Here is a 23,864-nt window from a genome sequence, read left to right on the forward strand (position 1 = left end):
CCCAACCTATCGCGGGTCGGTGACAGTCTTCGCGGCGTCTGTGGGCTGACGCCTGCTGTCGGCGGGCGTCGACACCGGCACCACGCCGGTGACAGTCGGCGCGCGCGGGTCGTCCGTCGTCGGCACCACCGCGATCTCGAACTCGTCGCCGTGCTCCAGCAGGCCCGTCACCACCGCGCTGCGGACGGCGTCGAGCGCCATGTCGCGCCGGATCATCAGGGGGTCCTGGCCGAGGTCGCGCACGAGGGCGACGGCCAGGCCGATGAGGACGAGCGCGAACGGCGCGGCCGCGATGATGGTGATGGTCTGGAGACCCTGGAGCGCGTCGTCCCCGCCGGACAGCAGGGCGACGATGGCGACCAGACCGGTCGCGACGCCCCAGAAGATGACCGTCTGCTTGCGCGGGTGGATGGCGCCACGCTCCGTCATCGATCCCATGACGATGGAGGCCGCGTCGGCACCGGAGACGAAGAAGATCGCCACGAGCACCATGACCAGCACGCCCGTCACCGAGGCCAGCGGCATCGTCTGCAGGAGGCCGAAGAACTGGGCCTCCACCCCGTCGGCGCCGGCGAGGTCGGTGCCGGCGCGCTGGGCCGCGATGCCGGCGCCGCCGAAGATCGCGAACCAGACCAGGGACACGAGGCTGGGGACCAGCAGCACGCCGCTGACGAACTGGCGGATCGTGCGCCCGCGCGAGATCTGGGCGATGAAGTGGCCGACGAACGGCGTCCAGGAGAGCCACCAGGCCCAATAGAAGATGGTCCACGAGCCGAGCCACTCGGCGACCGCCGGGCCGGCGACGCCGGTGCGGGCCGCCATGGTCGGCAGGTCTGCGAGGTAGGTGCCGAGCGTCACCGGCAGCAGGTTGAGGATGAACACCGTCGGGCCGAAGACGAAGACGAAGACGGCGAGGGCCAGCGCGAGATACATGTTGATGTTCGACAGCAGCTGGATGCCCCTGGCGATGCCGGAGACGGCGCTCAGCACGAAGGCGACGGTGAGCGTGGCGATGATGATGACGAGCATCGTGTTGCCGGGCTTGCCGATGCCGGCGACGATCTCGAGCCCGGAGGCGATCTGGAGGGCGCCGAGCCCGAGCGAGGTGGCGGAGCCGAACAGGGTGGCGAACACGGCGAGGGTGTCGATCAGCCTGCCTCCCACGCCCTCGGACGCGCGGCGGCCGATCAGCGGCACGAAGGCGGCGGAGAACAGGGAGCGGCGGCCCTTGCGATACATGCCGTAGGCCAGGGAGACGCCGACCAGGGCGTACATGGCCCAGGGGTGGAGCGCCCAGTGGAACATCGTGGTGGCCATGGCCTTGTTGATGGCCGGGCCGGACATGGCCTCGGCGGTGCCGGACAGCGGCTTCGCGAAGTGGGACAGGGGCTCGCTGACGCCGAAGAACATGAGGCCGATGCCCATGCCGGCGGAGAACATCATGGCGATCCACGAGGCGGTGGAATATTCGGGCTTCTCCCCGTCCTGGCCCAGCGGGATGCTGCCGTAGCGGCTGGCCGCCAGCCACAGCACGAAGACCACGAAGCCGGAGGCGACCAGGACGAACAGCCACCCGGCGTACTTCACGACCTCGGTGAGGCCGGCCGTCGCGGCCGAACCGAGCCCCTTGGGGCTGACCAGACCCCATGTCACGAAGGCCAGGGAGACCACGGCGGCGATGCCGAAGACCACCCAGTCGAGGCGGGGCTGGTCGTGGCGGTCCCTCCCCCGCGCGACCACATCGGCCAGGGCGGGGTGGGCCACGCCGGACGGATTCGCCCGTCGGAGCCGGCGCCGCTGTCGGGCGGCGGTCTCGTCGGCCGAGGTCTTGTCGGCCGAGGTCTTCTCGGCCGAAGTCTTCTCGGCCGTCGTCGATTCATCTGTCATCGGTCATCACCACATTCACACGAGTTTCGTTCGTTGCACGAGACATCGTCGTCCCTTGAAGGGGGCCGACTTTACCGATGCCTGGGTCGCGTGTCCCAATCCGGGAACGACGAAGGCCGCCCCGAGGGGGCGGCCTTCGTGTGGTTCTCGGTCGTGCGCGAGGTCAGCGGGTCTCGCGGTGAGCCGTGTGGGAGTGGCACTTGGGGCAGAACTTCTTCATCTCCAGACGATCCGGGTCGTTGCGCCGGTTCTTCTTGGTGATGTAGTTGCGGTCCTTGCACTCGGTGCACGCCAGCGTGATCTTGGGGCGTACGTCAGAGCTCTTGGCCATCTCGGAATCCTTGTTCGTCGGTTGTCATCGGGTCGTGCCTGTCAGCTGGGTACGCAGCGCACCGTTGTAGCGAGAGAGGGATTCGAACCCTCGACCTCACGATTATGAGTCGTGCGCTCTCACCAACTGAGCTACCTCGCCATGATCTCTCGCCGGACAAAACGTCCGACAAAGATCAGAGCCCCCAAGCAGAATCGAACTGCTGACCTTCTCCTTACCATGGAGACGCTCTACCTACTGAGCTATAGGGGCCCGGCACCCGGGGTGCCGACGGTCAAAGATACACACCGGTGCGTACGGCTCGCAAATCCACGGCTCGCGAGTCCACAGTGGCGGGCGGCCCTAAGCTGCGTACATGAGCACCGTACGCACCCTCGCGCGCCTCGGCGCCCTCGCCGTGACCGCAGCTTCCGGGCTGGGCATGGGGGCGCTCGTGGCCGCCCGCCAGATCAGCGGGCCTCAGCGCCCCGACCTGCCCTACGGCTTCACGCCGTTCGAGGTGGGCGTGGACGCCGAGGACGTGACGTTCACGGCGAGCGACGGCGTACGCCTGGCGGGCTGGTGGCTGCCGCACCCCGAGGCGGACCGGGTGGTGATCGTCTGCCACGGACACCGGGGCAACAAGGCCGACATGCTCGGCATCGGGCCGGGGCTGTGGCGGGCCGGGTTCGGCGTACTGCTCTTCGACTTCCGCGGCAACGGCGACTCCGATGACGGCCCGCAGTCGCTGGCGCACTATGAGCAGCGCGACCTCGAGGCGGCGATCGACTGGGTGGTCTCGCGGTTCCCCGGGGTCGAGGTCGACCTGGTGGGGTTCTCGATGGGGGCGGCGACGGCGATCCAGGTTGCGGCGCGCGACCCGCGGGTGGCGAAGGTTGTTGCGGACTCGTCGTTCGCCGACGTGCACGGCGTGGTCGCGGCGGCGGCGACGTCGATGCGGCTGCCGCCGATGCCGCTGGTGCCGCTGGTCGATCGGGTGACGCGCCTGAGGTATGGCTATGGGTTCGGCGAGGTCCAGCCCGTCGGGGTCGTGGGCGCGATCGCGCCGCGACCGCTGTTGCTGCTCCACGGAACCCAGGACGGGGTGATCCCCGTCGAGCACGCGCATCGGCTGGCCGAGGCGGCGGGCGAGGGAGCGGAGCTGCGGATCATCGAGGGGGTCGACCACTGCGGGGCGTACTTCGCGGACCGGCAGGGGTATATCGCGGCGGTGGCGGAGTTCCTGCGGGGGTGAGGCGGGCCGCCATTGGCTTGGCAGGCCGCCATTCGAGGCCGTCATTCGGATGACGGCCGCGTACGCATGTGGCTCCCTGCATGCGGGCCGTCATCGACACCTCGGGCCGCCATTCGAATGACGGCCCGGAATGACGGCCTCGCAGGCGGATGACGGCCCGCGTACGCCGCCCAGAAACACTCGAGGGCCCCGGATCTCTCCGGGGCCCTCGTGCTGTGGCAGGTGCAGGATTCGAACCTGCGAAGGCGTAAGCCGACGGATTTACAGTCCGCTCCCATTGGCCGCTCGGGCAACCTGCCGTGCGTTGTTCACGCGAGGAAGTACTCTAGCGGGTCCTCGCCGAGGGGAGCAATTTCAATCCACGGACGGCACGAGCACGAGGCCGAGGGCAAGCGGACGCGTGCCCTCCGCCGGCGCGACCAGGGGGCCCACCAGGCCCTGCAAGCCCTCCTGCAGGCGCGCCAGTCCGGCGTCGTCCACGTGCACCAGCGTGCGCGTGAGCGAGAGCCCGTCGCGCGCGGGGTCACCGGGGACGCCGTCGAGGTAGGCGTCGAGGTCGGCCTGGAGCTGCGCCAGCAGGAACAGGCCGACCCGCCGGTAGTCCTCGAGATCAGCCAGGTCGTCGGCGGTCAGCCCCCGCCCCAGGGCATACGTGCGCTCCACCGCGCCACGCACCGGCGTCTCGTCGACCACCCGGACCAGCCCGGCATCGACCAGCGGGCCGATCTGGCGGTAGAGCGTCGCCTGTGCGACGTCGGGGAGGCGCTCGTGCAGGTCCCGCGTGGACATCGGCCCGGCGGTGAGCACCTGGACCACGCGCCAGCGGACGGGGTGCAGCAGGGCGTCGAGCGATGAGGAAGCCATGGATTGACCTTTCTCACTATTGAGAGCATTATCAATTATAAGAACAGTCTAGCTCCCGGAGGAACCCTTGTCCCCCAGCATCGAGGTCTGCGACCTCCACAAACGATTCGCCGGCCCGCCGGTCCTCGCCGGGGTGTCGCTGCGCGCGCTGCCAGGGCGCGTGACCGGCTTCCTCGGCGCCAACGGCGCCGGCAAGAGCACGACCCTGAAGATCCTCCTGGGCCTGGTGCGCGCCGACCGCGGCACGGCCCTGGTGAACGGCGTGCCGTACGCCGAGCTCGCCTCCCCCACCGGCACCGTCGGCGCCGTGCTCGACCCGCTCACCGTCGACCCGGCCATGAGCGGCCGCAACCACCTGCGGGTGTACGCCGCCCTTGGGGGTCACCCCGATCGACGCGTCGACGAGCTCGTCGACGACCTGGGCATGGCCGCGTACGCCCGGCGCCGCGTCGAGGGCTGGTCGACCGGCATGCGCCAGCGCCTCAGCATCGCCACGGCCCTGCTGGGCGCCCCCGAGGTCGTGGTGCTGGACGAGCCCACCAACGGCCTCGACCCGCGCGGCATCGTCTGGGTCCGCGACCTCATGCGCCGGCTCGCGGACGAGGGGCGCACGGTCCTGGTCTCGAGCACGTGCTCGCCGAGGTGGAACCCGTGCTGGACGACGTCACGATCATCGACGGCGGGCGCACGGTCGTCGCCGGGCCACTGGCAGACCTCAAGGAGGACGCCGGGGCACCGTCCCTGGAACGGCTCTACCTCGACTTCACCGGGAGCGCCGCATGAGCACCCTGCGCGCCGAGACCCGCCGCCTGCTCTCAACACCTGCCTGGTGGCGCTTCGCCCTCGCCGGCCTGGCCATCGGCCTGCTGCTGACCGGCGGCATCACGCTCCTGGGCCCCGAGCACATGAACCCGCCGATGCCGGGCCCCGACTCCCCCGACGGCGTACGCGGGCTCCTGGGCCTGCTCGTCCTGGCCGCGCCCGTCCCCGTGGTGCTCGGCTCACGCACCATGACCAACGAGTACGCGCACCGCACCATCGTGCCGACGCTGCTCGGCCACCCGCACCGGCTGCGGCTGGTGACCGCGAAACTCGTCGTGCACCTGCTCGCGGGGTCGGCGTACGGGCTCCTGCTGGCGACCGGCGCCGTCGTCGGCACGCTCGGCGCGTGCGCGGCTCTCGGCCTCACCCCCGGCCTGCCCGCCGGCGAGGTCGTGACCCTCAGCCTGCGGCTGGGCGGCTCGATGGCGCTCTACACCGTCATCGGCGTCGGGATCGGCGCCTTGGTGGCCAACCCACAGGCCTGTCTGGTCATCGCGGTCGGCTGGTTCTACCTGCTGGAGTCGATGCTCAGCGCGGTGCCTGGTCTGGCCCGGGCGTACCCCTGGCTGCCAGGCGGTGCGGCGAGCGCCCTCACCGGACAGAGCTTCGTGCTCGACGCGATCATGCGCACGACCAGCGGTACGCCACCGCGCCTGCTGCCGGCGTGGGGTGGTGCGGCGGTGCTGCTGGCATACGCGGCGGTGCTCGCGGCGGCGGCGCTGGTGACGACCCTGCGACGCGACGTCCGGTGACTGGCAGGATGGCCGTACGCACCATCTGAGAGGACACACGCCATGGCATCCGAGAGCTCGTTCGACGTCGTCAGCAAGGTCGACCGCCAGGAGGTCGACAACGCGCTGAACCAGGCCGCCAAGGAGGTCAGCCAGCGCTTCGACTTCAAGGGCACCGAGTCGACGATCAAGTGGTCGGGCGAGACGATCGCCATGGAGTCGTCGTCCGAGGACAAGGTCAAGCAGATCTGGGACGTCTTCCAGTCGAAGCTCGTCAAGCGCGGCATCTCCCTCAAGGCCGTCAAGGCCAACGAGCCCCACATCAGCGGCAAGATGTGGAAGATGGAGGCCGACACCGAGGAGGGCATCTCGCAGGATAACGCCAAGAAGGTCTCGAAGCTCGTCCGCGACGAGGGGCCCAAGGGCGTGAAGTGCCAGATCCAGGGCGACGAGCTGCGTATCTCGTCGAAGTCGCGGGACGACCTGCAGGTCGTGCAGCGGCTGATCAAGGAGCAGGACTACGACTTCGCGGTGCAGTACACGAACTATCGCTGACGCGAGCGGCCGGATCGCGGTCGGCGGGGAGCGCACAGCCCTGCCTTCAGGACCGCCGCGCCATCTGCGTGAAGGCGATCCTTGTCAGGGGGCGAGGGACGAGGTCCATCGCCCGCATGAGCAGGCCGTACGGTCGACCTGGATAGACGATGGGCGCCCCGCGCTCCATCCCGCGTACGGCCTGTTCCGCGCACTCCTGCGCGCTGATCTCCATGGAGGCGGGCAGGCCGGTGCCAAGTCCGTCATCAGCACCGGCGGCCGCGTCGAACCCGGTCGGAACCGGCCCGGGAGCGATTTCGGTGACGGTGACGCCCGTGTCCAACAGGTCGAGGCGCAGCGACTCGCAGAATCCGTGGAGCGCCCATTTTGTCGTGGCGTACGCGGTCGACCCCCGCATCGCGGTGTGTCCGGCACCAGATCCGACGACCATCACCCGGCCCTGACGGCGTTCGACCATGCCGGGCAGGACGCCGTGGACGAGTTGCATCACTCCGGCCACGTTCACGTCGAGCATGCGGCTGACGGTTGCCCAGTCGGCCTGCTGGAACGACCCGACACCGCCGAAGCCGGCCGCCGCCACCATCACGTCCACCGGGCCCGTGTCCGCCAATCGGCCGACAAGAGCCGCCCGCGCTTCGTCGTCACCGAGGTCGCAGGGCATGATCTCCACATTGCCGCCCAGCTCCGCGGCCAAGGCGTCCAACTCATCGACCCTGCGAGCGACGACGACCACGTCATGTCCGCGACGAGACAGCAGCGAGGCGATCTCGCGTCCGATGCCTGACGATGCGCCCGTGACCACGGCTCTGGATCCCATGTGATCATCTGACCACGTCGATTGCTCCCCGGCCACCCCGCGGGCGGATGTTCACGAATGTGTCAGGACATTGACACCGACCCGTCGACCAGATTGGCTGGGCCAATCGACGTCCAACGGAGGACCCCATGAGCGAACGCCTCGGAGCCCGCGCCCTGCTCGACCTCGCCCTCGACGACGGCTCGTGGGAGTCGTGGGACTCCCCGATCGACCTCACGGGCTTCGACGAGACCTATCGCGCCACACTCACCCGCGCCGCGGAGCGCTCCGGCACCGATGAGGCCGTCATCACCGGCCGCGGACTCATCGACGGGCTGCCGGTCGCGGTGATCGCGGGCGAGTTCCGGTTCCTCGGCGGGTCGATCGGCCACCGTACGGCCCAGCGCATCGAGGCTGGAGTCCGTCGCGCCACAGCCGAGGGGCTGCCCCTGTTCGCCGCGACCTCGTCGGGCGGAACCCGCATGCAGGAAGGGACGCCGGCGTTCGTCGAGATGGTGTCGATCAGCCGCGCGATCGTCGACCACAAGGCCGCACGACTCCCCTATCTGGTCTATCTGCGCCACCCCACCACCGGCGGCGTCTTCGCGTCGTGGGGCTCGCTCGGCCACGTGTCGGTCGCCGAGCCGGGCTCCCTGATCGGGTTCCTCGGCCCGAAGGTCTATGAGGCCCTGCACGGCCGCGAGTTCCCCCAGGGCGTGCAGCTCGCCGAGAACCTCGTCGACCACGGCATCATCGACGCCGTCGTCCCCATCGACCAGGTCGCCTCCGTCGCCGCCCGCGTCGTGCGCCTGCTCCACCCGGCCGCGCGCACGTCGACACGGCGCTCGCGCCTCGACGGTGTGCTGGTCGAGGACGCGGCCGCAACGACCGACGTGGATGTGTGGGACTCAGTGCTGCGCACGCGGTCGCCGAAGCGTCCCGGCGTACGCGAACTCCTGAAGCACGCCGCCGACGACGTGATCCCCCTGTCGGGGACCGGGCACGGCGAGCACGACTCGGGGCTGATGCTGGCGCTGGCCCGCCTCGACGGGATCGCGTGCGTCGTCGTCGGGCAGGACCGGCGCTACCAGGCCGAGAAGTCGATGGGGCCGGCGGCGCTGCGGTCGGCGCGGCGCGGCATGCGGCTGGCGGCCGAGCTGGACCTGCCGCTGGTGTCGGTCATCGACACCCCCGGCGCCGACCTGTCGGCGAACGCCGAGGAGGGTGCCCTGGCCGGGGAGATCGCGCGCTGCATCGCCGACATGACCCAGCTGACGGTGCCCAGCGTCGCGCTGGTGTTGGGTCAGGGCTGCGGCGGCGGCGCGCTGGCCATCCTGCCAGCCCGGCGCGTGATCGCCGCCGAGCACGCGTGGCTGTCGCCGCTGCCGCCGGAGGGCGCGTCGGTGATCCTCCACGACACCCCCGACCGGGCGCCCGAGATGACGCGCCGACAGGGCGTGAGCTCGCGGGCGCTGCTCGCGTCCGGGATCGTGCACCGGGTCATCGCCGAGGGAGCGACCGACGATGACCCGGTGTCGTTCTGCCAGGCGATGGCGGCGGCGTGCGCGCAGGAGCTGCGCGGCCAGCTGGGGTGAGTGTCACGAAACGTCCACTCGATGCGTGAATACGGCCTCGCGAGCCGTTCTGGGCCATCGAGTGGCCATTTCGTGACACGTCCTGTCGGACCCGCTGGCTAGGCTCCCCTCCATGCGCATCGCCACCTTCAACGTCAATGGCATCCGCGCCGCCGAGCGCCGCGGGTTCCGCGCCTGGCTCGACGCCGCCGACCTCGACGTCGTCGCGCTGCAGGAGGTGCGCTGCCCGCCCGAACTCGTGCCGCAGGAGGCCATCGCGGGCTATCACTGGTCCTACGACCCCGGGTCGATCGCCGGGCGCAACGGTGTCGCTATCATGTCCCGCGTCACCCCGGACGCGGTCCGCGTCGGCTTCGGCAATCGCGAGTTCGACCCCGAGGGGCGCTACATCGAGGTCGACCTGCCCGGGCTGACCGTCGCCTCGCTCTATCTCCCCAAGGGCGGCACGCCGTTCTCCGACGAGGCGTCCGAGGCCCGCTTCCAGCGCAAGCTGCGGTTCCTCGCGAGCTTCCGTCGTCACCTCACGAAGGCCCGCCGCGCGGCCGCATCCGAGGGCCGCGAGTTCCTCGTCATGGGCGACTTCAACATCGCCCACACCGAGCTCGACCTCAAGGCGTCGAAGACCAACAAGAAGTCCGAGGGCTTCCTCCCCGAGGAGCGGAAGTGGTTCGGCGAGATCCTGACCCCGCGTACGCTCGTCGACGTCGTCCGGGGCCTCCACCCCGACACGCCGGGCCCCTATTCGTGGTGGTCGTGGCGCGGCCAGTCGTGGACGATCGACGCGGGCTGGCGCATCGACTACCACCTCGCCTCCCCGGGCCTCGCCCGCCGCGCGACCGCGGGTGGCACGATGAGGGCGGACACCTACGAGGCCCGCATCTCCGACCACGCCCCCGTCTTCGTGGAGTACGCGGGGCTGGTCGAGAACGTGCTCGTCGCCGAGGAATGAGGGAGACATGGAACTGGCGTACGCACCCGGGACCCACGGCACCGACGAGGTGCTCTTCGCGACCGGCGACGGGCTCGGCCACGTGCTGCTCAACCGGCCGAAGGCGATCAACTCGCTGACGACGGCCATGTGCCGGTCGATGTTCACCGAGCTGGAGCGGTGGGCCGACGACGACACCGTCGGCGCGGTGGTCATCCGCGGCGCGGGCGAGCGCGGGCTGTGCGCGGGCGGCGACGTGAAGGCCGTGCGCCAGGCGATCGTGGACGATCCGGGCACGACCGCGCCGATGGAATTCTTCGAGACCGAATATCGGCTGAACCAGCTCATCGCGGAATACCCGAAGCCCTACGTCGCGGTCATGGACGGCGTCTGCATGGGCGGCGGCCTCGGCGTCTCGGCCCACGGCTCCCACCGCCTGGTCACCGAGCGTTCGAAGCTCGCGATGCCCGAGACGATCATCGGCTTCTTCCCCGACGTCGGCATGACCCACCTGCTGGCCCACGCGCCGGGTGAGTTCGGCACAATGCTGGCCCTGACCGGCCGCACCATCGGCGCGGGCGACGCGATCGCCGCCGGCCTGGCCGACACCGTCGCGAGCGATCCCGAGGCGTACGCGCGGGCCGTCGCGGAGGGCGCCGAGGGGCGCCGCGAGCCCGTGCCCGCGCCCGAGCTGGCCGGGGCGTCGTGGATCGACGAGTGCTTCTCCGGCGACTCGGCGACCGACATCGTCGCGCGCCTCGCCGCCCACCCCGACCCGGCCGCGAACGAGGCGGCCGACCAGATCGCGCAGCGGTCGCCGCTGTCGGTGGCGGTCACGCTCCGGGCCGTACGCGAGGCCGCGCTGATGAGCGTCGAGGAGGTCCTGGCCCAGGACCTGAGGCTGGCCGACCACTTCCGCCGCGAGCCGGACTTCCTCGAGGGCGTGCGCTGTCAGCTGGTCGACCGGGGCGATACGCCGACGTGGCGTCACGCGTCGCTGGCGGAGGTGAGCGACGCGGAGGTGGAGGGGTTCTGGGGGTGACTCCTCGACTCGCTGGCGCTCGCTCGGAGAACGTTCAGGGGCGCGGCGCTCGCTCGGAGAGCGTCAGGGGCGCGGCGCTCGCTCGGAGAGCGTCAGGGGCGCGTGCGTCGGCGCCGCAGCTGGTAGTTCTCTCGGTCGTGGCCCCAGATGACCCACGCGAACGCGGCCACGGCCGCGACGCCGAGGGCCAGGGACTCGTTGCGCCACGAGAAGCTCACCGACGAATAGGCCAGCAGCAGGATCGTGCCCCAGCAGGCGATGCGCATCAGCAGCGCCGACGGTCGGGCAAAGGCGAAGACGATGGCGGGCCAGGAGAAATACCAGGGGTGGAGCGCGGGGCTGCCGAGGATCACGGCGGTCCACGCGAAGCACAGGAACGTCAACGGGTGGCGCGGGGCCAGCTTCACCAGCAGCCACAGCACGACGAGCACCGTGATGCCCATCGCGACCTGGCGGAAGAGGCGCACGACACCGAGGCCGGCGCGGTAGTTGCCGGTCCAGTTGAGGATCGCCCGGGTGATCTCGCCCAGCATGGTGGGCGGTGAGATCGTCACGACCTGGCCGGGCACGTTGATCGCCTCGATCCAGCCGAAGCCGACCCCGCACGCCAGGGAGATGAACAGGAAGCAGATCAGCGACACCACCGTGCCGAGTGCGACCCGCCAGCCGGCCTGCCACAGTCGCCCGAACGCCGAGGCCATCGGCCGGTCGACCGGGAGCGCGAGCACCGCAACGGGCACGATCGCGATGATCGCCGGCATCTTCACCGCGGCGGCGGCCGCGACGAGGAGGCAGCCCAGCAGGAACCGGCGGTTGACGGCCGCGTACAGGGCAAGGGCGACGAAGCCGAGCATCCAGGCGTCGTTGTGGGCGCCGCCGATCAGGTGGGTGATGGTGAGCGGGTTGACCAGGCCGAACCACATGGCGCGGCGCTCGTCGACCTTCACGTGGCGCGCGACGTGGGGGATGGCGAAGGCGACGGCGATCATGCCGAGGACCGACAGCAGGCGCATGCCGACCGAGGCCGACCAATAGGGGGACTGGCCGCAGACGAGCACCATGAGATGGGACAGCTGGAGGCTCAGTGGGCCGTAGGGAGCGCGGGTGAAGCGCCAGACCTCGACGACCTGCTCGCCCCAGCGGTTGTTGAGGGTGCCGGCGCCCATCTCGTACGGGTTCATGCCGACGTGGAGCATGTAGCCCTCGGCCGCGTACGCGTAGGCGTCGTGGGAGAAGATCGGCGGCGCGAGCAGCATCGGGAAGGACCACAGGACCAGCACGGCGCGGAAGTCGACCTGGCGGACGGCACGGTCGGGCCGGAGGCGGAGCCAGGCCTCCATGACGAGGACGATGCCGACCAGCGTGACGAGCGTGCCGATGGACGGGGCGAGCCAGGAGGCGCGGCGGAAGATGCCGAGGACCTTCCACCAGGGGCTGTTCGCGGGGAGGAAGGCCGGGGTGACACTGCCGAGGGCGATGAGGAACGTGCCGATCATGCCCCGGCGCACCCAGCGCACGGAGAAGGCCTCGACGAGGGCATCGATGATGCTCGCGCGGAGTCCGCGTACGCGCGCGACCGGCGCGAAGACCGGCCGGTCCAACAGTTCCCGCATCACGCTCCTAGGACGTCGACAGACGTCTAAGAGTATGCGGAGCGGCCGTGACCGTGACAGATCGCTCATCAGTGACGATCTCGCGGTCGGAATTGGCCTCGAGATCGCCACTGGTGAGCGATCTGTCACACCCTGCGGCTCATGATCCACGCGTGCTTGCCGACCTGGCGCAAGCGTGAGAACCCCAGGTCCTCCAGCAGCTCCGCCGTGGCCGTGAACAGGAACCGTCCCTGCGCCTCGCGCCCCGTCGTGACCTCCGAGATCGCCTCGACGAGTCCCCCACCGCGCCCGGTGATCTGCTCCAGCGCGGCCTCGAGCGCGAGCCGGGCTATCCCCTGCCCGCGATGGTGCTTGTCCACGAAGATGCAGGTGACGCGCCAGTCCGGCTCCGTCGGGGGCTCCTTGTCATAGGCCCGCCGGTGCTTGATACCGGACAGCTCCTCGGGGTCGCCCCACTGGCACCAGCCCTGCGCGAGCCCGGCGGCGTCGAACACCAACGACGCGTGGGCAGCGTCGTCCATCACACGCTGCCGCTTCACGTCGTGGTGGGAGACCCGCTGGCCGCACTCGGGGTGGAACCCGATGCACCAACACCCGCCATAGACCCCGTTGTTGCGCTCGACCAGCTCCGCGAACGCGTCCCACGTGTCGGGCCCGAGCGTGCCGGTCGTGAATCCCGTCGTCGTCGACATGGCGCCACGCTAACCCGCCCCGGGTCCTCCGACCCGCGCGCCCTCGGCAAGATGGACTCTATGCACGACCCCACGTACGCGGCCCGCCGCGCCGCCCTCCTGCCCGACGTGCTCCGGCCCCTGCGCGGCCTCTACGGCGACCGCCCCGACTTCGAGGCCGTCGTCGAGCGCCTGCTCACCACCGTCGAGGAGGCGTACGCCGCGCGGCCGACCGAACTCAGGGCCCTCGACGAGCGCCGCCTGGTCACGCCGGACTGGTTCCAGCGCTCCGACATGGTCGGCTACGTCGCGTACGCCGACCTGTTCGCCGGATCCCTCGCGGGGGTGAGCGAACGGCTCGGCCACCTCGAACAGCTCGGCGTCAGCTATCTCCACCTGATGCCGCTGCTCGAGCCCCGCCCCGGCCCCAACGACGGCGGGTACGCCGTGGCCGACTATCGCCGCGTCGACCCCCGGCTCGGCACCATGGCCGACCTGCACACCCTCGCCGATCGCCTGCGGGGCAAGGGAATCTCCCTCGTGGTTGACCTCGTCTGCAACCACACCGCCGCCGAGCACGCGTGGGCGAAGGCGGCGCGCGCGGGCGACGAGCGCTATCGCGACTACTACTGGTTCTATGCCGATCGCGACGGCGACGGCGTCGAGGGGCCCGACCGGTGGGAGGAGACCCTGCCCGAGGTGTTCCCCGACTTCGCGCCCGGCAACTTCACCTGGCTCGACGACGCGGTGAACCCCGACGGCACGACCGGCGCCTGGGTCTGGACCACCTTCAACGAGTGGCAGTGGGACCTGAACTACCGCAACCCCGAGGTCCTGCGGGAGATGCTCGAGACGATCCTCTTCCTCGCCAACCAGGGCGTCGAGGTCGTGCGGCTCGACGCCGTCGCGTTCATGTGGAAGCGGCTCGGCACGAACTGCCAGAACGAGGCCGAGGCCCACCTCATCCTGCAGGCTTTCCGTGCCCTGACACGGATCGCGGCCCCCGGCGTGCTCCTGCTCGCCGAGGCGATCGTCGCCCCCGAGAAGCTGGTTCCCTATCTGGGCACGGGTCCCGGCACGAACAAGGAGTGCGAGCTCGCCTACCACAACGTGTTCATGGTGACGCTGTGGTCGGCGCTGGCCGAGCAGAGCGCGAAGCTGATGTCGTCGGTGATCCGTTCCATGCCGGCGATTCCGTCGGGTGCGGCCTGGCTGACGTACGCCCGGCTCCACGACGACATCGGCTGGACCATCTCCGACGAGGCCGCCGCGGCGGTGGGCTTCGACGGGTTCGGCCACCGCGCCTTCCTCTCCGATTTCTACGCCGGCGACTTCCCCGGCTCGTTCGCCGCCGGAGAGGTGTTCCAGTCCAACCCCCGCACGGGCGATCGCCGCATCTCCGGGACGCTCGCATCGCTGGCAGGCTTGGAGAAGGCGCAGCTCGAGCCCGTCGGCGAGGCGCGCGACCGGGCTGTCGACCTCGCCGTCCGCCGCATCGTCCTCCTGCACTCGCTGGTGCTGGCGTTCGGCGGCGTACCGCTGATCTACATGGGCGACGAGATGGGCCTGCTCAACGACCGCAGCTATCTCGCCGACCCCGACAAGCGGGACGACAACCGCTGGATCCACCGCCCCGCCATGGATTGGGACGCCGCCGGGCGCCGCTTCGACCCCGACACGGTCGAGTGCCGCATTTTCTCCGCAATCGCCAACCTCACCGAAACGAGGAGGCGTACGCCGGAGCTGCACGCGCAGGCCGCCGCGATCCCTGTGGACACGGGCAATGACAAGATCTTCGGCCTGCTGCGGACGTCCGCGCGCGGCACCGTGCTCGTGCTGGCGAACGTGTCGCCGGAACCGTTCTCGGTCGGGCTGCACGACTCGCCGTGGTTCACGCCTGGCGCGCAGCTCCGCGACCTCGTGTCGGGCCACCCGGAGGAGCGCACCGTACGCATGGATCCCTACCAGGTCAGGTGGATGGCGGAGGTGCCGACCGACTGACCCGGCGTACGCGCCCTCAGGCCAGCTCGTCGACCCCGTGCACCAGCGTCGCCAACGAGTCGGCGGGCGGCACGTGGGCGCCGTTCCACTCCAGCGCGTCGAAGGGGCACTCCTCGACGCAGATGCCGCAGTACATGCACAGCGACCAGTCGATCTCGAACCGGTCGAGGACGTTCTTGGTGCGGTCCCGCATGCCGCGGCCCGTCAACTGCGCCGGCGCGTCCGGGTCGACCTCGGTGTGGGAGTCGATCTGGATGCACCACACCGGGCACTCCCGCGCGCAGATCATGCAGGACGTGCACTTGTCCTCGATGAGGCGGATCTTGCCGTGGGGGGCTTCGGAGGAGGCTTCGACTCGCTGCGCTCGCTCAGCCAACGTGGGGTCGGGCGCTCGCTCAGCCAACGTGGGGTCGGGCGCTCGCTCAGCCAACGTGGGGTCGGGCGCTCGCTCAGCCAACGTGGGGTCGGGCGCTCGCTCAGCCAACGTGGGGTCGTTGTTCATCGCGTACGCCTCCTCACGCGGCCGCCGATCGCGCTCGCCGCGACCTCGGCCGGGTCGGCCGGTCCTGCTTCGGGGTCGCGGTCGCCCCACACCGCCGAGTCCGGTACGCCGGGCGGGACCATCCGCCGGCGGCCCGCCGTCGCTCCCGACTCACCCGGCTCCTTCGCGCCGGGCCACCCGACCGCCGCGCGGGCGCCGAGCACCTCGTCCTTGCGCAGCGGGTGGGCCCCGAACCGGCGCGGGATCAGCAGCGGGCGGTCGTCGCCACCGGTGAACACCACGCCGAAGAGGTCGTGCAGCTCGCGCTCGGCCCAGGCGGCGCCGGCGTACAGGTCGGCGATCGACGCGACCTCAGGCGAGTCCCGCGGCGTACGGGTCTCGACCTGCCGTGCCTCGCCGGTGCTGCGGTCGACGGCGCGCAGCACCACGCGCAGCTCGTCGGAACGGCCGATCTCGTCGACGCAGTCGAGCCACTCGAACCAGGTGAAGCCGGCGTCGCGGAGGGCGGCGACGTCGTCGCGCCAGCTTGTGCTGAGCGAGGCCGCCCGCGGCCGAGACGAAGTGCTCGCTCGGAGAACGTTCGGATCGCTCATGCCACCCTCAACCCCTCCAGCGCGTCCGCCAGCGCCCCCGGCGGCGGCGGGCAGCCCGGCACGAACACGTCCACCGGCACCAGCTGGCCCACGCCCTTGGTGACCGCGTACGAGTCCCAGTAGGGCCCGCCCGAGCTCGCGCACGCCCCGAAGCTCACGACCCGCGCGTCGCCCGACTCCCCCGCCGCGTCGACGATCTCCCGCACCACCGGCGCCAGCGCGTCGGTCACCGTCCCCGACACCACCACGGCCACGCGGTCGCCCGGGCGCACCTCGGTCGCCCCCGCGGCCCCGCCCGCCGCGTCGAACTCCAGCACGCAGCACGCCAGGCCGATGTCGACCACGACGAGCGAGCGGTCGCCGAACCAGTCCAGTGCGCGCATGGCCCGAAGGTTACCCGCGTACGCCCCACCGCGGGCCGACCCGAGTTGACCTCAACCCGGCTTCAGGTCGCACGATGGGCGACGCACGGCTTGGCTAGACTGGTTCGAGCCCCCGGCACGACCGCGGGGCCAAAGACTCGACAAGAAAGAGGCGACGTGCCCGACGTCCAGACCCTCGACCGAGTGGTCATCCGCTTCGCCGGCGACTCCGGTGACGGCATGCAGTTGACCGGCGACCGCTTCACCGCCGACTCGGCGACCTTCGGCAACGACATCTCGACGCTCCCCAACTTCCCCGCGGAGATCCGCGCCCCCCAGGGCACGCTCCCGGGGGTGTCGAGCTTCCAGCTCCACTTCGCGAACTACGACATCATGACGCCGGGCGACCGCCCCGACGTGCTCGTCGCGATGAACCCCGCCGCGCTGAAGGCGAACCTCGCCGACCTGCTGCCGGGCGGCGTGATCATCGCCGACACCGCCGAGTTCACGAAGCGCAACCTGACCAAGGTCGCGTACGCGGCCAACCCGCTCGAGGACGGCTCGCTGGAGGACTACCAGGTCCACGCGCTCGACCTGTCCGGCATGACGGTCGCCGCGGTCAAGGAGTTCGGCCTCACCCGCAAGGACGCGACGCGCGCGAAGAACATGTTCGCGCTGGGCCTGCTCTGCTGGCTCTACAACCGCCCGACCGAGGGCACGATCGCCTTCCTGGGCGAGAAGTTCGCGAAGAAGGCCGAGATCCGCGACGCCAACATCACGGCGTTCCGCACCGGCTATGCGTTCGGCGAGACCACCGAGACGTTCGCCCACACCTACGAGGTCGCGCCCGCGAAGATGCCCGAGGGCCTCTATCGCCAGATCTCCGGCAACGTGGCCACGGCGTACGGGCTCGTCACCGGCGCCCACAAGGCCGGCCTCCCGCTGTTCCTGGGCGCCTACCCGATCACGCCGGCGTCCGACGTGCTCCACGAGCTCACCAAGCACAAGCGCTTCGGCGTCACCGCGTTCCAGGCCGAGGACGAGATCGCCGCCGTCGGCGCCGCGCTCGGCGCGAGCTTCGCCGGCCACCTCGGCGTCACCACGAGCTCCGGCCCCGGCATCGCCCTGAAGGCCGAGACCATCGGCCTCGGCGTGATGACCGAGCTGCCGCTCGTCGTCGTCGACGTGCAGCGCGCCGGCCCCTCGACCGGCATGCCGACCAAGACCGAGCAGGCCGACCTGCTGCAGGTCATGTTCGGCCGCAACGGTGAGGCCCCCGTGCCCGTCATCGCCGCCCAGTCGCCGAGCGACTGCTTCGAGACAGCGGTCGAGGCGATCCGCTGGGCGGTCAAATACCGGACGCCGGTGGTCATGCTGTCCGACGGCTACCTCGCCAACGGCGCCGAGCCCTGGCGTACGCCCGACCTCGGCGAGATCGCGCCGATCGAACCGGGCTTCGCGACCGGGCCGAACTCCGGGGAGGATTTCCTTCCCTACAAGCGTGATCCCGAGACCCTCGCCCGCCCCTGGGCCATCCCCGGCACGCCCGGCCTCGAGCACCGCATCGGCGGCATCGAGAAGGCCGCCGACACCGGCAACGTCTCCTACGACCCCGCCAACCACGACGCGATGGTCCGCACGCGCCAGGCCAAGGTCGACGGCATCGTCCGCGACATCCCCGACACCGTCGTCGACGACCCGACCGGCGACGCGCGCGTGCTGGTGCTCGGCTGGGGCTCGACCTACGGCCCCATCACCGCGGCCGTACGCCGGGTCCGGTCGGCTGGCGGCAGGGTCGCCCAGGCCCACCTGCGCCACCTCAACCCGTTCCCGGCGAACCTCGGCGAGGTGCTGCGGGCGTACGACAAGGTCATCGTGCCCGAGATGAACCTCGGCCAGCTCGCGATGCTGCTGCGCGCGAAATATCTGGTCGACATCCAGTCCTACAGCCGCGTACGCGGCCTCCCGATCTCGCTCGCCGAGCTCGCCCACGACCTGCTCGAGGTCGTCGGCGTCGACGGCGTGTCCGACGACGACCTGAACGACGAGCTCGAGCCCGACGGCTCGGAGCCCCGCCACGAGGGCCACGGCGAGCACGGCCACGAGGGCGTGCCGAGCCTGCCCGGGCGCGAGGACGCGCGCGCCGACGGCGAGGGCGCCGAGCCCCGCCCCGACGGCCACAGCGACCACGGCCACGAAGGAGCCACCCGATGACCACCACCCCCGAGCGCCCCACGCTCGACGGCCTGCGCGGCGTACCCCTGTCGGTCGAGCCGCTGAACCGCAAGGACTTCACGTCCGACCAGGAGGTGCGCTGGTGCCCGGGCTGCGGCGACTACGCGATCCTTGCGGCGTTCCAGGGCTTCATGCCGGAGCTCGGCATCAAGCGCGAGAACACCGTGATCATCTCCGGCATCGGCTGCGCGAGCCGGTTCCCTTACTACGTCGACTCCTACGGCATGCACTCGATCCACGGCCGCGCGCCGGCGATCGCGACCGGCGTCGCGACCGCGCGCGAGGACCTCGCGGTCTTCGTCGTGACCGGTGACGGCGACGCGCTGTCGATCGGCGGCAACCACCTGATCCACGCGCTGCGCCGCAATGTGAACCTGACGATCCTGCTGTTCAACAACCGCATCTACGGGCTCACCAAGGGGCAATACTCGCCCACGTCCGAGGTCGGCAAGGTCACCAAGAGCTCCCCGATGGGCTCGCTCGACACCCCGTTCAACCCCGTCAGCGTCGCGCTCGGCGCCGAGGCCGGCTTCGTCGCCCGCACCATCGACTCCGACCGCAAGCACCTGTCGGAGGTGCTGCGCGCGGCGGCGGCCTACCGCGGGTCGAGCTTCGTCGAGATCTATCAGAACTGCCCGATCTTCAACGACGGCGCGTTCGACGCGGTCAAGGGCGGCGACACGGCCGAGGCGATCATCCCGCTCCGCCACGGCGAGCCGATCCGGTTCGGCCGCGTCGACGAGACCGGCCAGGGCCACCTGGGCGTTGTCCGCAGCGCCGACAACACCTTCGAGATCGCCGAGGTCGCCGAGGTCGGCGCCGACGCGCTCGTCGTCCACGACGCCCACCACCGCGACCCCGCGTACGCGTTCGGGCTGTCGCGCCTGACCGATGCCGGCGTGCTGCAGCGCTCGCCGATCGGCATCTTCCGCGACGTCTCGCGGCCGGCGTACGACGACCTCGCCCGCGAACAGGTACGCCAGGCCCAGGGCACCGACCCGTCCGCCTACGACGAGTCGGCGCTGCAGCAGATGATCAACGGACGGGACACGTGGTCGGTCGAGTGATCCGGGAGTAGCCTCCAGCGGTGACCACCCCCGAGCCGGGCACCGCCCCCGACCGTGGCGTCCTCGCCGCCGGCGGCGCCTACCTGATCTGGGGGCTGTTCCCGCTCTATTGGCCCCTGCTGGCCCGCAGCGGCGCGGTCGAGATCCTCGCCCACCGCATCGCCTGGTCGGCCGTCGTCGGCGCCCTCCTGCTGGCGATCCTCGCCCGCGGCTGGCGTGCCAAGGTCGCCGCCCGGCGCACGCGAGCCCTCGTCGGCGCCGCGTCGGTGCTGATCGCGATCAACTGGGGCGTCTACATCTGGGCGGTCAACAACGGCCACGTCACCGAGGCGGCGCTGGGCTACTACATCAACCCGATCTTCTCGATCCTGCTCGGCGTGGTGTTCCTCGGCGAGCGCCTCGCCGCCGTCCAGTGGGCAGCGATCGCGCTGGCGGCCGCGGCGGTCGTCGTCCTCACCGTCGACCTCGGCCGGCCCCCGTGGATCGCGCTGGCGCTCGCGACGTCGTTCGGCTGCTACGGCCTGATCAAGAAGCAGGTCGGCCTCGACGGCATCGTGTCGTTCTCGCTCGAGTCGCTGGCACTCGGCCTGCCCGCGGCCGCGTACCTCATCTGGCTGGGGGTCCAGGGCCACGGCGACTTCGGCCGCGCCGGACCCGCGTACTCCGGCCTGCTCGTCACCACCGGCGTCATCACCGCGGTGCCGCTGCTCCTGTTCGCGTACGCCGCCCCGCGCATCGCCCTGTCGACGATGGGGATGATGCAGTACATCGCGCCGACGCTGCAGTTCGCGCTCGGCGTGTGGTGGTTCGGTGAGCCGATGCCGGCGGCGCGCTGGGTCGGGTTCGTCCTGGTCTGGATCGCGCTGGTCGTCCTGACCGCCTACGCCCTCACCCGGGCCCACCGCGCTCGGCGTGCCCGTCGCCTGACAACGGGTTAGAGTCTCCCTGCGCGCCCGAGCGGCGGCGCGCACCAACCAGGGGGAACTCATGTCCGACAGCCAGCGCAGCCCGTTCGCGCGGCCGACCGACGACCCCACCGATCCCGCACCCGCCGCCGAGCGGCCCGCCCGCGCGTACGCCGACGAGCCCGACCCGGAGATCCGCCGCCCGCGCCGGTCCGTGCCCGTACGCTCCCCCGAGCGCGTCGCCGACGACCCCGTCGACCGCCGCCCGCGCCGCTCCCGCACGCCGCTGTGGGTCGCGATCGGCATCGGCCTGGTGGCCGTGGCGACTGTCGTCGCGTTCGTCGTCCGCTCCCAGCTGACGACGCCGGCCGCCCCACCCGCGGGCCCGGGTGACGTGGCCCAGAGCTACCTCGCGGCCGTCGCCGCCGCCGACGCCAAGAAGGCCCAGGGACTCTCCGCGATCAAGGTCGACTCCCCCACGTTCACCAACGAGGCGCTGGCCGCGTCGATGAAGCTCGCACCGATCTCCGACATCAAGGTCGAGGCGGTCAACGGGCAGGACGTCGTGCTGGCCTACCGGCGCGGCGACCGGACCGTACGCGGCACCTTCCCCATGGTCCACGTGGCCGAGGGCTGGCGCGTGAAGCGGCCGACGGTGCGTACGCGGGTGGCGCCCTCACCGCAGATGATCGCCCCGCTGCTCGACGGGCAGAAGCTCCAGAGCGGCTCCTACACCTACGACGTCGAGCTCGCGCCGGGTCTCCACCGGCTGTCGCTCGACGGCGGATTCCTCGAGTTCGACCAGCCCGACATCGTGGTGTCCGGCCTGAACGACCAGCCCCAGGTGAACGGGAAGACCCGCACGACGCAGGCCTATCCGGCGGAGTTGAAGAAGCGCCTCCAGGCGCGCATCTCCGAGTGCGTGAAGAGCCAGGAACTGGCCCCGAAGGGCTGCCCGTGGTCGTTCCGCGCGGCGTCCGGCGACACGATCGAGGTGGGCTCGGTGCGCTACACCATGGGGTCCGACCCGTTCGCGACCTTCCGGGCGCCCGCGCCCCGCACGGCCGACGCGATCGTGAAGGGCGAGCTGCGGTTCCCGCTGACCATCGACGCGAGGACGAAGCAGGGCGGCCGCAGCGGGACGCTGAACGACGAGAAGCTCGTGATCGCGCGCTATGAGGCCGACCTGGCGCTGGCCGAGCTGCCCTTCATCTGGGTGAACTGACGCCCCTGCCAACCACGCACAGGCGCCGCGCAGCGGTGAGCTGCGCGGCGCCGGCGTACTCGCGGGAATCGTTCAGAGGGCCCAGGTCCCGAACCTGCCCGCAGCGACATAGACCGCACCGGCGATCATGGCGACGATGCCCGCGATGCGCGGGCCCTCGTCGCTGCGGTCCCTGCGGACGAGCGCCAGGACCATGAGGACGACCACGCCGCACGCGGCGACCGGCACGAGCACCGGGACGATCTTCAACAGGCCCGGCAGGACGAGCAGTGCGGCGACGGCCAGTTCGACGCCGCCGATGCGGTGGGCGGAGTCGAGCGCGGGGCCGTCGGCGGCGAACTCCGCATCGGGGGTGGCCCCGCGCGTGATCCTCACCCGGGCGTCGATCACGAGGGCGACCGCGATGAACGAGGTGATGATCCACAGGCTGATGTTGTTCATGATGCTCCTTCGATGGAGGGGGTGAAGACGGTCCCCCGGGCGGCGGACGCCACCGCGGGGTCGTGCGAGGGACATGAGCGCGGCCGCAGGCCGTGCCAGACGGCGATGCCGCCGAGGACGACCACGACGCCGGCCACCCCGAGCGCCAGCCGGAGGCCCGGCAGGGCGCCCGTCTGACCGGCGGCCACGGCGCTGAGGATCGGGATGCCGATCGTGACCGCGACCTGCTGGGTCATGGAGGTGAGGCCGGTGGCGAGCCCCTGCTGGTCATTCGGCAGGCCCGAGGTCCCCGCGACGTTGTAGGCGACGATCGCCGTGACATGGCCGAAGAAGCTGACGAACAGCGCCGGGACCATCACCAACAGCGACAGGCGATCGGGGCCCAGGAGCACCATCGAGAACGTCGCGATCCCCTGGACCACCATGGCGACCAGGAGCACCCGGCGGGTGCCGAACCGGCCGAGGAAGCGCCCGGCGAGGACCCCGGCGGACACCGCGGCCAGGCCCGGGACACCGAAGACCAGCCCGGTGACGACCGCGGACAGCGCCAGCGACTGCTGCATATAGAGGGTGAGCAGGAAGATCGCCCCGGTCTCCATGGAGAAGATGACGAGCCCCGCAGCATTGCCCCACCGCACGGTGGGACGGGTGAGGATGCGCAACGGGACGAGCGGGGCACCGGCGCGCATCTCGACGAGCACGAAGGCCACGAGGAGCAGGACGCCCGCCGCCGCCCAGCGCCAGTCGCCCTCGATGACCGCGTACACGCCGGCGAGCAGCCCGGCGGTGACGGTCAGGGCACCCGGGAGGTCGAGCGCCGAACGCTCGGGCAGCCGTGAGGCGGCGATCAGACCCGGCGTACACACCAGGACGGCGGCGGCGACGGGGACGTTGATCAGGAAGGCCGCGCGCCCGCTGAGGAAGGTGACGAGCGTGCCGCCCACCAGCGCACCGACGGTGAACCCGCCCGACAGGATGGCCCCGTTGAAGCCGAGCACGCGGTCGCGCGCGGCCCCCTCGCTGAACTCCGTGGTGAGGAGGGACAGGGAGGCGGGGACCGACATGGCCGCGGACAGCCCCTGCAGGACGCGGGCGGTGAGGAGCACCTCGGGCGATGTGGCCAGGCCGCCCATCACCGAGGCGGCGATCAGGAGCACCATGCCCCCGAGGAACAGTCGGCGCCGCCCGAACAGGTCGGCCAGGCGGCCGAACAGGAGCGAGAAACCGGCGGCAGGGAGGGCGTACGCGGCCGCGATCCACGGCAGGGCCGCGTTGCTGAGTCCGACGCCCGCGCCGATCTCGGGGAGCGCCACGTTGAGGATGGAGAAGTCGACGGAGAGCAGGAAGCCCGCGCCGAGGAGGACGAGAAGAACCAGGGATTGGTGACGGGTGAAGGCGTGCGGAGGCACAGTGGTGGACATCAGGGTCCTAGCGATCTGGGTGGTCGCCCGCGCGGGACGGCGG

23 protein-coding genes, 3 tRNA genes and 1 pseudogene are annotated in these 23,864 nt (G+C 71.0%); 13 read left to right on the forward strand and 14 right to left on the reverse strand.

The features are described 5' to 3' along the window. Window positions 1–6: 6 nt before the first annotated feature. The 4 genes from ACYVAG_RS16730 to ACYVAG_RS16745 form a co-directional block, all read right to left on the reverse strand. Window positions 7–1,887 (reverse strand): BCCT family transporter, encoded by a 1,881-nt coding sequence (locus ACYVAG_RS16730; protein ID WP_460771561.1) that lies wholly within the window; start codon window positions 1,885–1,887, stop codon window positions 7–9. A gap of 163 nt (window positions 1,888–2,050) precedes the next feature. Continuing rightward, on the reverse strand, window positions 2,051–2,218 hold the full coding sequence (gene rpmG / locus ACYVAG_RS16735) for a 50S ribosomal protein L33 (protein WP_460771563.1): 168 nt from the start codon (window positions 2,216–2,218) through the stop codon (window positions 2,051–2,053). 67 nt (window positions 2,219–2,285) lie between these two features. Next, window positions 2,286–2,359, reverse strand: a tRNA-Met gene (locus ACYVAG_RS16740). A gap of 38 nt (window positions 2,360–2,397) precedes the next feature. Continuing rightward, window positions 2,398–2,470: transfer RNA gene (locus tag ACYVAG_RS16745), tRNA-Thr, on the reverse strand. 103 nt (window positions 2,471–2,573) lie between these two features. Between ACYVAG_RS16745 and ACYVAG_RS16750 the strand changes: the two genes are divergently transcribed. Further along, the gene (locus ACYVAG_RS16750; RefSeq protein ID WP_460771565.1) at window positions 2,574–3,452 is read left to right on the forward strand and encodes an alpha/beta hydrolase; all 879 of its coding nucleotides are present in this window, start codon (window positions 2,574–2,576) and stop codon (window positions 3,450–3,452) included. Between the two features lie 216 nt (window positions 3,453–3,668). Here ACYVAG_RS16750 and ACYVAG_RS16755 read toward each other — a convergent pair. Both ACYVAG_RS16755 and ACYVAG_RS16760 read right to left on the reverse strand, forming a co-directional pair. Next, window positions 3,669–3,751, reverse strand: a tRNA-Tyr gene (locus ACYVAG_RS16755). A gap of 55 nt (window positions 3,752–3,806) precedes the next feature. Next, window positions 3,807–4,316 carry a helix-turn-helix domain-containing protein gene (locus tag ACYVAG_RS16760; protein WP_460771566.1) on the reverse strand — a complete coding sequence of 170 codons (510 nt, stop codon included), beginning with the start codon at window positions 4,314–4,316 and terminating at the stop codon, window positions 3,807–3,809. A 160-nt stretch (window positions 4,317–4,476) separates the two neighbouring features. Between ACYVAG_RS16760 and ACYVAG_RS16765 the strand changes: the two are divergent. The 4 genes and pseudogenes from ACYVAG_RS16765 to ACYVAG_RS16780 all read left to right on the forward strand — a co-directional run. After that, a pseudogene (locus ACYVAG_RS16765) lies at window positions 4,477–4,884 on the forward strand (ATP-binding cassette domain-containing protein); the annotation flags it as partial. 83 nt (window positions 4,885–4,967) lie between these two features. Then, entirely contained in the window at window positions 4,968–5,099 is a 132-nt protein-coding gene (locus ACYVAG_RS16770; RefSeq protein ID WP_460771569.1) for a hypothetical protein, read from the forward strand. Next, a complete protein-coding gene (locus tag ACYVAG_RS16775; RefSeq protein ID WP_460771571.1) occupies window positions 5,096–5,890 on the forward strand; it encodes an ABC transporter permease in 795 nt (264 codons plus the stop codon). Before ACYVAG_RS16770 ends, ACYVAG_RS16775 begins: the two co-directional genes overlap by 4 nt. 42 nt (window positions 5,891–5,932) lie before the next feature. Then, window positions 5,933–6,424 carry a YajQ family cyclic di-GMP-binding protein gene (locus ACYVAG_RS16780; protein ID WP_460771572.1) on the forward strand — a complete coding sequence of 164 codons (492 nt, stop codon included), beginning with the start codon at window positions 5,933–5,935 and terminating at the stop codon, window positions 6,422–6,424. 46 nt (window positions 6,425–6,470) lie between these two features. Here the strand turns inward: ACYVAG_RS16780 and ACYVAG_RS16785 are convergent, their stop codons facing one another. Next, window positions 6,471–7,241 (reverse strand): SDR family NAD(P)-dependent oxidoreductase, encoded by a 771-nt coding sequence (locus tag ACYVAG_RS16785; protein WP_460771574.1) that lies wholly within the window; start codon window positions 7,239–7,241, stop codon window positions 6,471–6,473. Between the two features lie 128 nt (window positions 7,242–7,369). On the opposite strand from ACYVAG_RS16785, the gene ACYVAG_RS16790 reads away from it, so the two are divergent. From ACYVAG_RS16790 to ACYVAG_RS16800, 3 genes are all read left to right on the forward strand, one after another. Then, window positions 7,370–8,815: a carboxyl transferase domain-containing protein gene (locus tag ACYVAG_RS16790; protein WP_460771576.1), complete on the forward strand. Its 1,446-nt coding sequence runs from the start codon at window positions 7,370–7,372 to the stop codon at window positions 8,813–8,815. 112 nt (window positions 8,816–8,927) lie between these two features. Next, complete coding sequence (locus ACYVAG_RS16795; RefSeq protein WP_460771577.1) at window positions 8,928–9,764, forward strand: exodeoxyribonuclease III; 837 nt, start codon at window positions 8,928–8,930, stop codon at window positions 9,762–9,764. A gap of 7 nt (window positions 9,765–9,771) precedes the next feature. Then, window positions 9,772–10,785, forward strand: a complete 1,014-nt coding sequence (locus ACYVAG_RS16800; protein ID WP_460771579.1) for an enoyl-CoA hydratase/isomerase family protein — start codon at window positions 9,772–9,774, stop codon at window positions 10,783–10,785. Between the two features lie 92 nt (window positions 10,786–10,877). Here the strand turns inward: ACYVAG_RS16800 and mptB are convergent, their stop codons facing one another. Continuing rightward, entirely contained in the window at window positions 10,878–12,398 is a 1,521-nt protein-coding gene (mptB, locus tag ACYVAG_RS16805; protein WP_460771580.1) for a polyprenol phosphomannose-dependent alpha 1,6 mannosyltransferase MptB, read from the reverse strand. A gap of 125 nt (window positions 12,399–12,523) precedes the next feature. Further along, entirely contained in the window at window positions 12,524–13,090 is a 567-nt protein-coding gene (locus tag ACYVAG_RS16810; RefSeq protein ID WP_460771582.1) for a GNAT family N-acetyltransferase, read from the reverse strand. 51 nt (window positions 13,091–13,141) lie between these two features. Here ACYVAG_RS16810 and ACYVAG_RS16815 point away from each other — a divergent pair, with 51 nt between their 5' ends. Beyond that, a complete protein-coding gene (locus tag ACYVAG_RS16815; RefSeq protein ID WP_460771584.1) occupies window positions 13,142–15,070 on the forward strand; it encodes an amylosucrase in 1,929 nt (642 codons plus the stop codon). 16 nt (window positions 15,071–15,086) lie between these two features. Here ACYVAG_RS16815 and ACYVAG_RS16820 read toward each other — a convergent pair whose 3' ends face one another. From ACYVAG_RS16820 to ACYVAG_RS16830, 3 genes are all read right to left on the reverse strand, one after another. Then, on the reverse strand, window positions 15,087–15,446 hold the full coding sequence (locus ACYVAG_RS16820) for a 4Fe-4S binding protein (protein ID WP_460771620.1): 360 nt from the start codon (window positions 15,444–15,446) through the stop codon (window positions 15,087–15,089). A 122-nt stretch (window positions 15,447–15,568) separates the two neighbouring features. Continuing rightward, the gene (locus ACYVAG_RS16825) at window positions 15,569–16,165 is read right to left on the reverse strand and encodes an NADH-quinone oxidoreductase subunit C (RefSeq protein ID WP_460771586.1); all 597 of its coding nucleotides are present in this window, start codon (window positions 16,163–16,165) and stop codon (window positions 15,569–15,571) included. Further along, window positions 16,162–16,548 carry an NADH-quinone oxidoreductase subunit B gene (locus ACYVAG_RS16830; RefSeq protein ID WP_460771588.1) on the reverse strand — a complete coding sequence of 129 codons (387 nt, stop codon included), beginning with the start codon at window positions 16,546–16,548 and terminating at the stop codon, window positions 16,162–16,164. Before ACYVAG_RS16830 ends, ACYVAG_RS16825 begins: the two co-directional genes overlap by 4 nt. A 90-nt stretch (window positions 16,549–16,638) precedes the next feature. Here ACYVAG_RS16830 and ACYVAG_RS16835 point away from each other — a divergent pair, with 90 nt between their 5' ends. The 4 genes from ACYVAG_RS16835 to ACYVAG_RS16850 are packed head-to-tail and all read left to right on the forward strand — an operon-like array spanning window position 16,639 to window position 21,959. After that, window positions 16,639–18,741 (forward strand): 2-oxoacid:acceptor oxidoreductase subunit alpha, encoded by a 2,103-nt coding sequence (locus tag ACYVAG_RS16835; RefSeq protein ID WP_460771590.1) that lies wholly within the window; start codon window positions 16,639–16,641, stop codon window positions 18,739–18,741. Next, entirely contained in the window at window positions 18,738–19,829 is a 1,092-nt protein-coding gene (locus tag ACYVAG_RS16840; protein WP_460771592.1) for a 2-oxoacid:ferredoxin oxidoreductase subunit beta, read from the forward strand. Before ACYVAG_RS16835 ends, ACYVAG_RS16840 begins: the two co-directional genes overlap by 4 nt. A 20-nt stretch (window positions 19,830–19,849) precedes the next feature. Beyond that, window positions 19,850–20,767 carry an EamA family transporter RarD gene (gene rarD, locus ACYVAG_RS16845; protein WP_460771594.1) on the forward strand — a complete coding sequence of 306 codons (918 nt, stop codon included), beginning with the start codon at window positions 19,850–19,852 and terminating at the stop codon, window positions 20,765–20,767. Window positions 20,768–20,816: 49 nt separating this feature from the next. Then, a complete protein-coding gene (locus ACYVAG_RS16850) occupies window positions 20,817–21,959 on the forward strand; it encodes a hypothetical protein (protein WP_460771596.1) in 1,143 nt (380 codons plus the stop codon). A 72-nt stretch (window positions 21,960–22,031) separates the two neighbouring features. Here ACYVAG_RS16850 and ACYVAG_RS16855 read toward each other — a convergent pair whose 3' ends face one another. Together ACYVAG_RS16855 and ACYVAG_RS16860 are read right to left on the reverse strand one after the other, a co-directional pair. Then, entirely contained in the window at window positions 22,032–22,400 is a 369-nt protein-coding gene (locus ACYVAG_RS16855) for a DoxX family protein (protein ID WP_460771598.1), read from the reverse strand. Then, a complete protein-coding gene (locus ACYVAG_RS16860; RefSeq protein WP_460771600.1) occupies window positions 22,397–23,821 on the reverse strand; it encodes an MFS transporter in 1,425 nt (474 codons plus the stop codon). Before ACYVAG_RS16860 ends, ACYVAG_RS16855 begins: the two co-directional genes overlap by 4 nt. Window positions 23,822–23,864: the final 43 nt, after the last annotated feature.

The organism is Mariniluteicoccus flavus (genome assembly GCF_054776655.1).

What these genes read in the sequence shown, in the direction of transcription:
- ACYVAG_RS16730 (WP_460771561.1), bottom strand. Translation starts at nt 1,887, where the DNA reads ATGACAGATGAATCGACGACGGCCGAGAAGACTTCGGCCGAGAAGACC.
- rpmG (WP_460771563.1), bottom strand. Translation starts at nt 2,218, where the DNA reads ATGGCCAAGAGCTCTGACGTACGCCCCAAGATCACGCTGGCGTGCACC.
- ACYVAG_RS16750 (WP_460771565.1), top strand. Translation starts at nt 2,574, where the DNA reads ATGAGCACCGTACGCACCCTCGCGCGCCTCGGCGCCCTCGCCGTGACC.
- ACYVAG_RS16760 (WP_460771566.1), bottom strand. Translation starts at nt 4,316, where the DNA reads ATGGCTTCCTCATCGCTCGACGCCCTGCTGCACCCCGTCCGCTGGCGC.
- ACYVAG_RS16775 (WP_460771571.1), top strand. Translation starts at nt 5,096, where the DNA reads ATGAGCACCCTGCGCGCCGAGACCCGCCGCCTGCTCTCAACACCTGCC.
- ACYVAG_RS16780 (WP_460771572.1), top strand. Translation starts at nt 5,933, where the DNA reads ATGGCATCCGAGAGCTCGTTCGACGTCGTCAGCAAGGTCGACCGCCAG.
- ACYVAG_RS16785 (WP_460771574.1), bottom strand. Translation starts at nt 7,241, where the DNA reads ATGGGATCCAGAGCCGTGGTCACGGGCGCATCGTCAGGCATCGGACGC.
- ACYVAG_RS16790 (WP_460771576.1), top strand. Translation starts at nt 7,370, where the DNA reads ATGAGCGAACGCCTCGGAGCCCGCGCCCTGCTCGACCTCGCCCTCGAC.
- ACYVAG_RS16795 (WP_460771577.1), top strand. Translation starts at nt 8,928, where the DNA reads ATGCGCATCGCCACCTTCAACGTCAATGGCATCCGCGCCGCCGAGCGC.
- ACYVAG_RS16800 (WP_460771579.1), top strand. Translation starts at nt 9,772, where the DNA reads ATGGAACTGGCGTACGCACCCGGGACCCACGGCACCGACGAGGTGCTC.
- mptB (WP_460771580.1), bottom strand. Translation starts at nt 12,398, where the DNA reads ATGCGGGAACTGTTGGACCGGCCGGTCTTCGCGCCGGTCGCGCGCGTA.
- ACYVAG_RS16810 (WP_460771582.1), bottom strand. Translation starts at nt 13,090, where the DNA reads ATGTCGACGACGACGGGATTCACGACCGGCACGCTCGGGCCCGACACG.
- ACYVAG_RS16815 (WP_460771584.1), top strand. Translation starts at nt 13,142, where the DNA reads ATGGACTCTATGCACGACCCCACGTACGCGGCCCGCCGCGCCGCCCTC.
- ACYVAG_RS16825 (WP_460771586.1), bottom strand. Translation starts at nt 16,165, where the DNA reads ATGAGCGATCCGAACGTTCTCCGAGCGAGCACTTCGTCTCGGCCGCGG.
- ACYVAG_RS16830 (WP_460771588.1), bottom strand. Translation starts at nt 16,548, where the DNA reads ATGCGCGCACTGGACTGGTTCGGCGACCGCTCGCTCGTCGTGGTCGAC.
- ACYVAG_RS16840 (WP_460771592.1), top strand. Translation starts at nt 18,738, where the DNA reads ATGACCACCACCCCCGAGCGCCCCACGCTCGACGGCCTGCGCGGCGTA.
- ACYVAG_RS16850 (WP_460771596.1), top strand. Translation starts at nt 20,817, where the DNA reads ATGTCCGACAGCCAGCGCAGCCCGTTCGCGCGGCCGACCGACGACCCC.
- ACYVAG_RS16855 (WP_460771598.1), bottom strand. Translation starts at nt 22,400, where the DNA reads ATGAACAACATCAGCCTGTGGATCATCACCTCGTTCATCGCGGTCGCC.
- ACYVAG_RS16860 (WP_460771600.1), bottom strand. Translation starts at nt 23,821, where the DNA reads ATGTCCACCACTGTGCCTCCGCACGCCTTCACCCGTCACCAATCCCTG.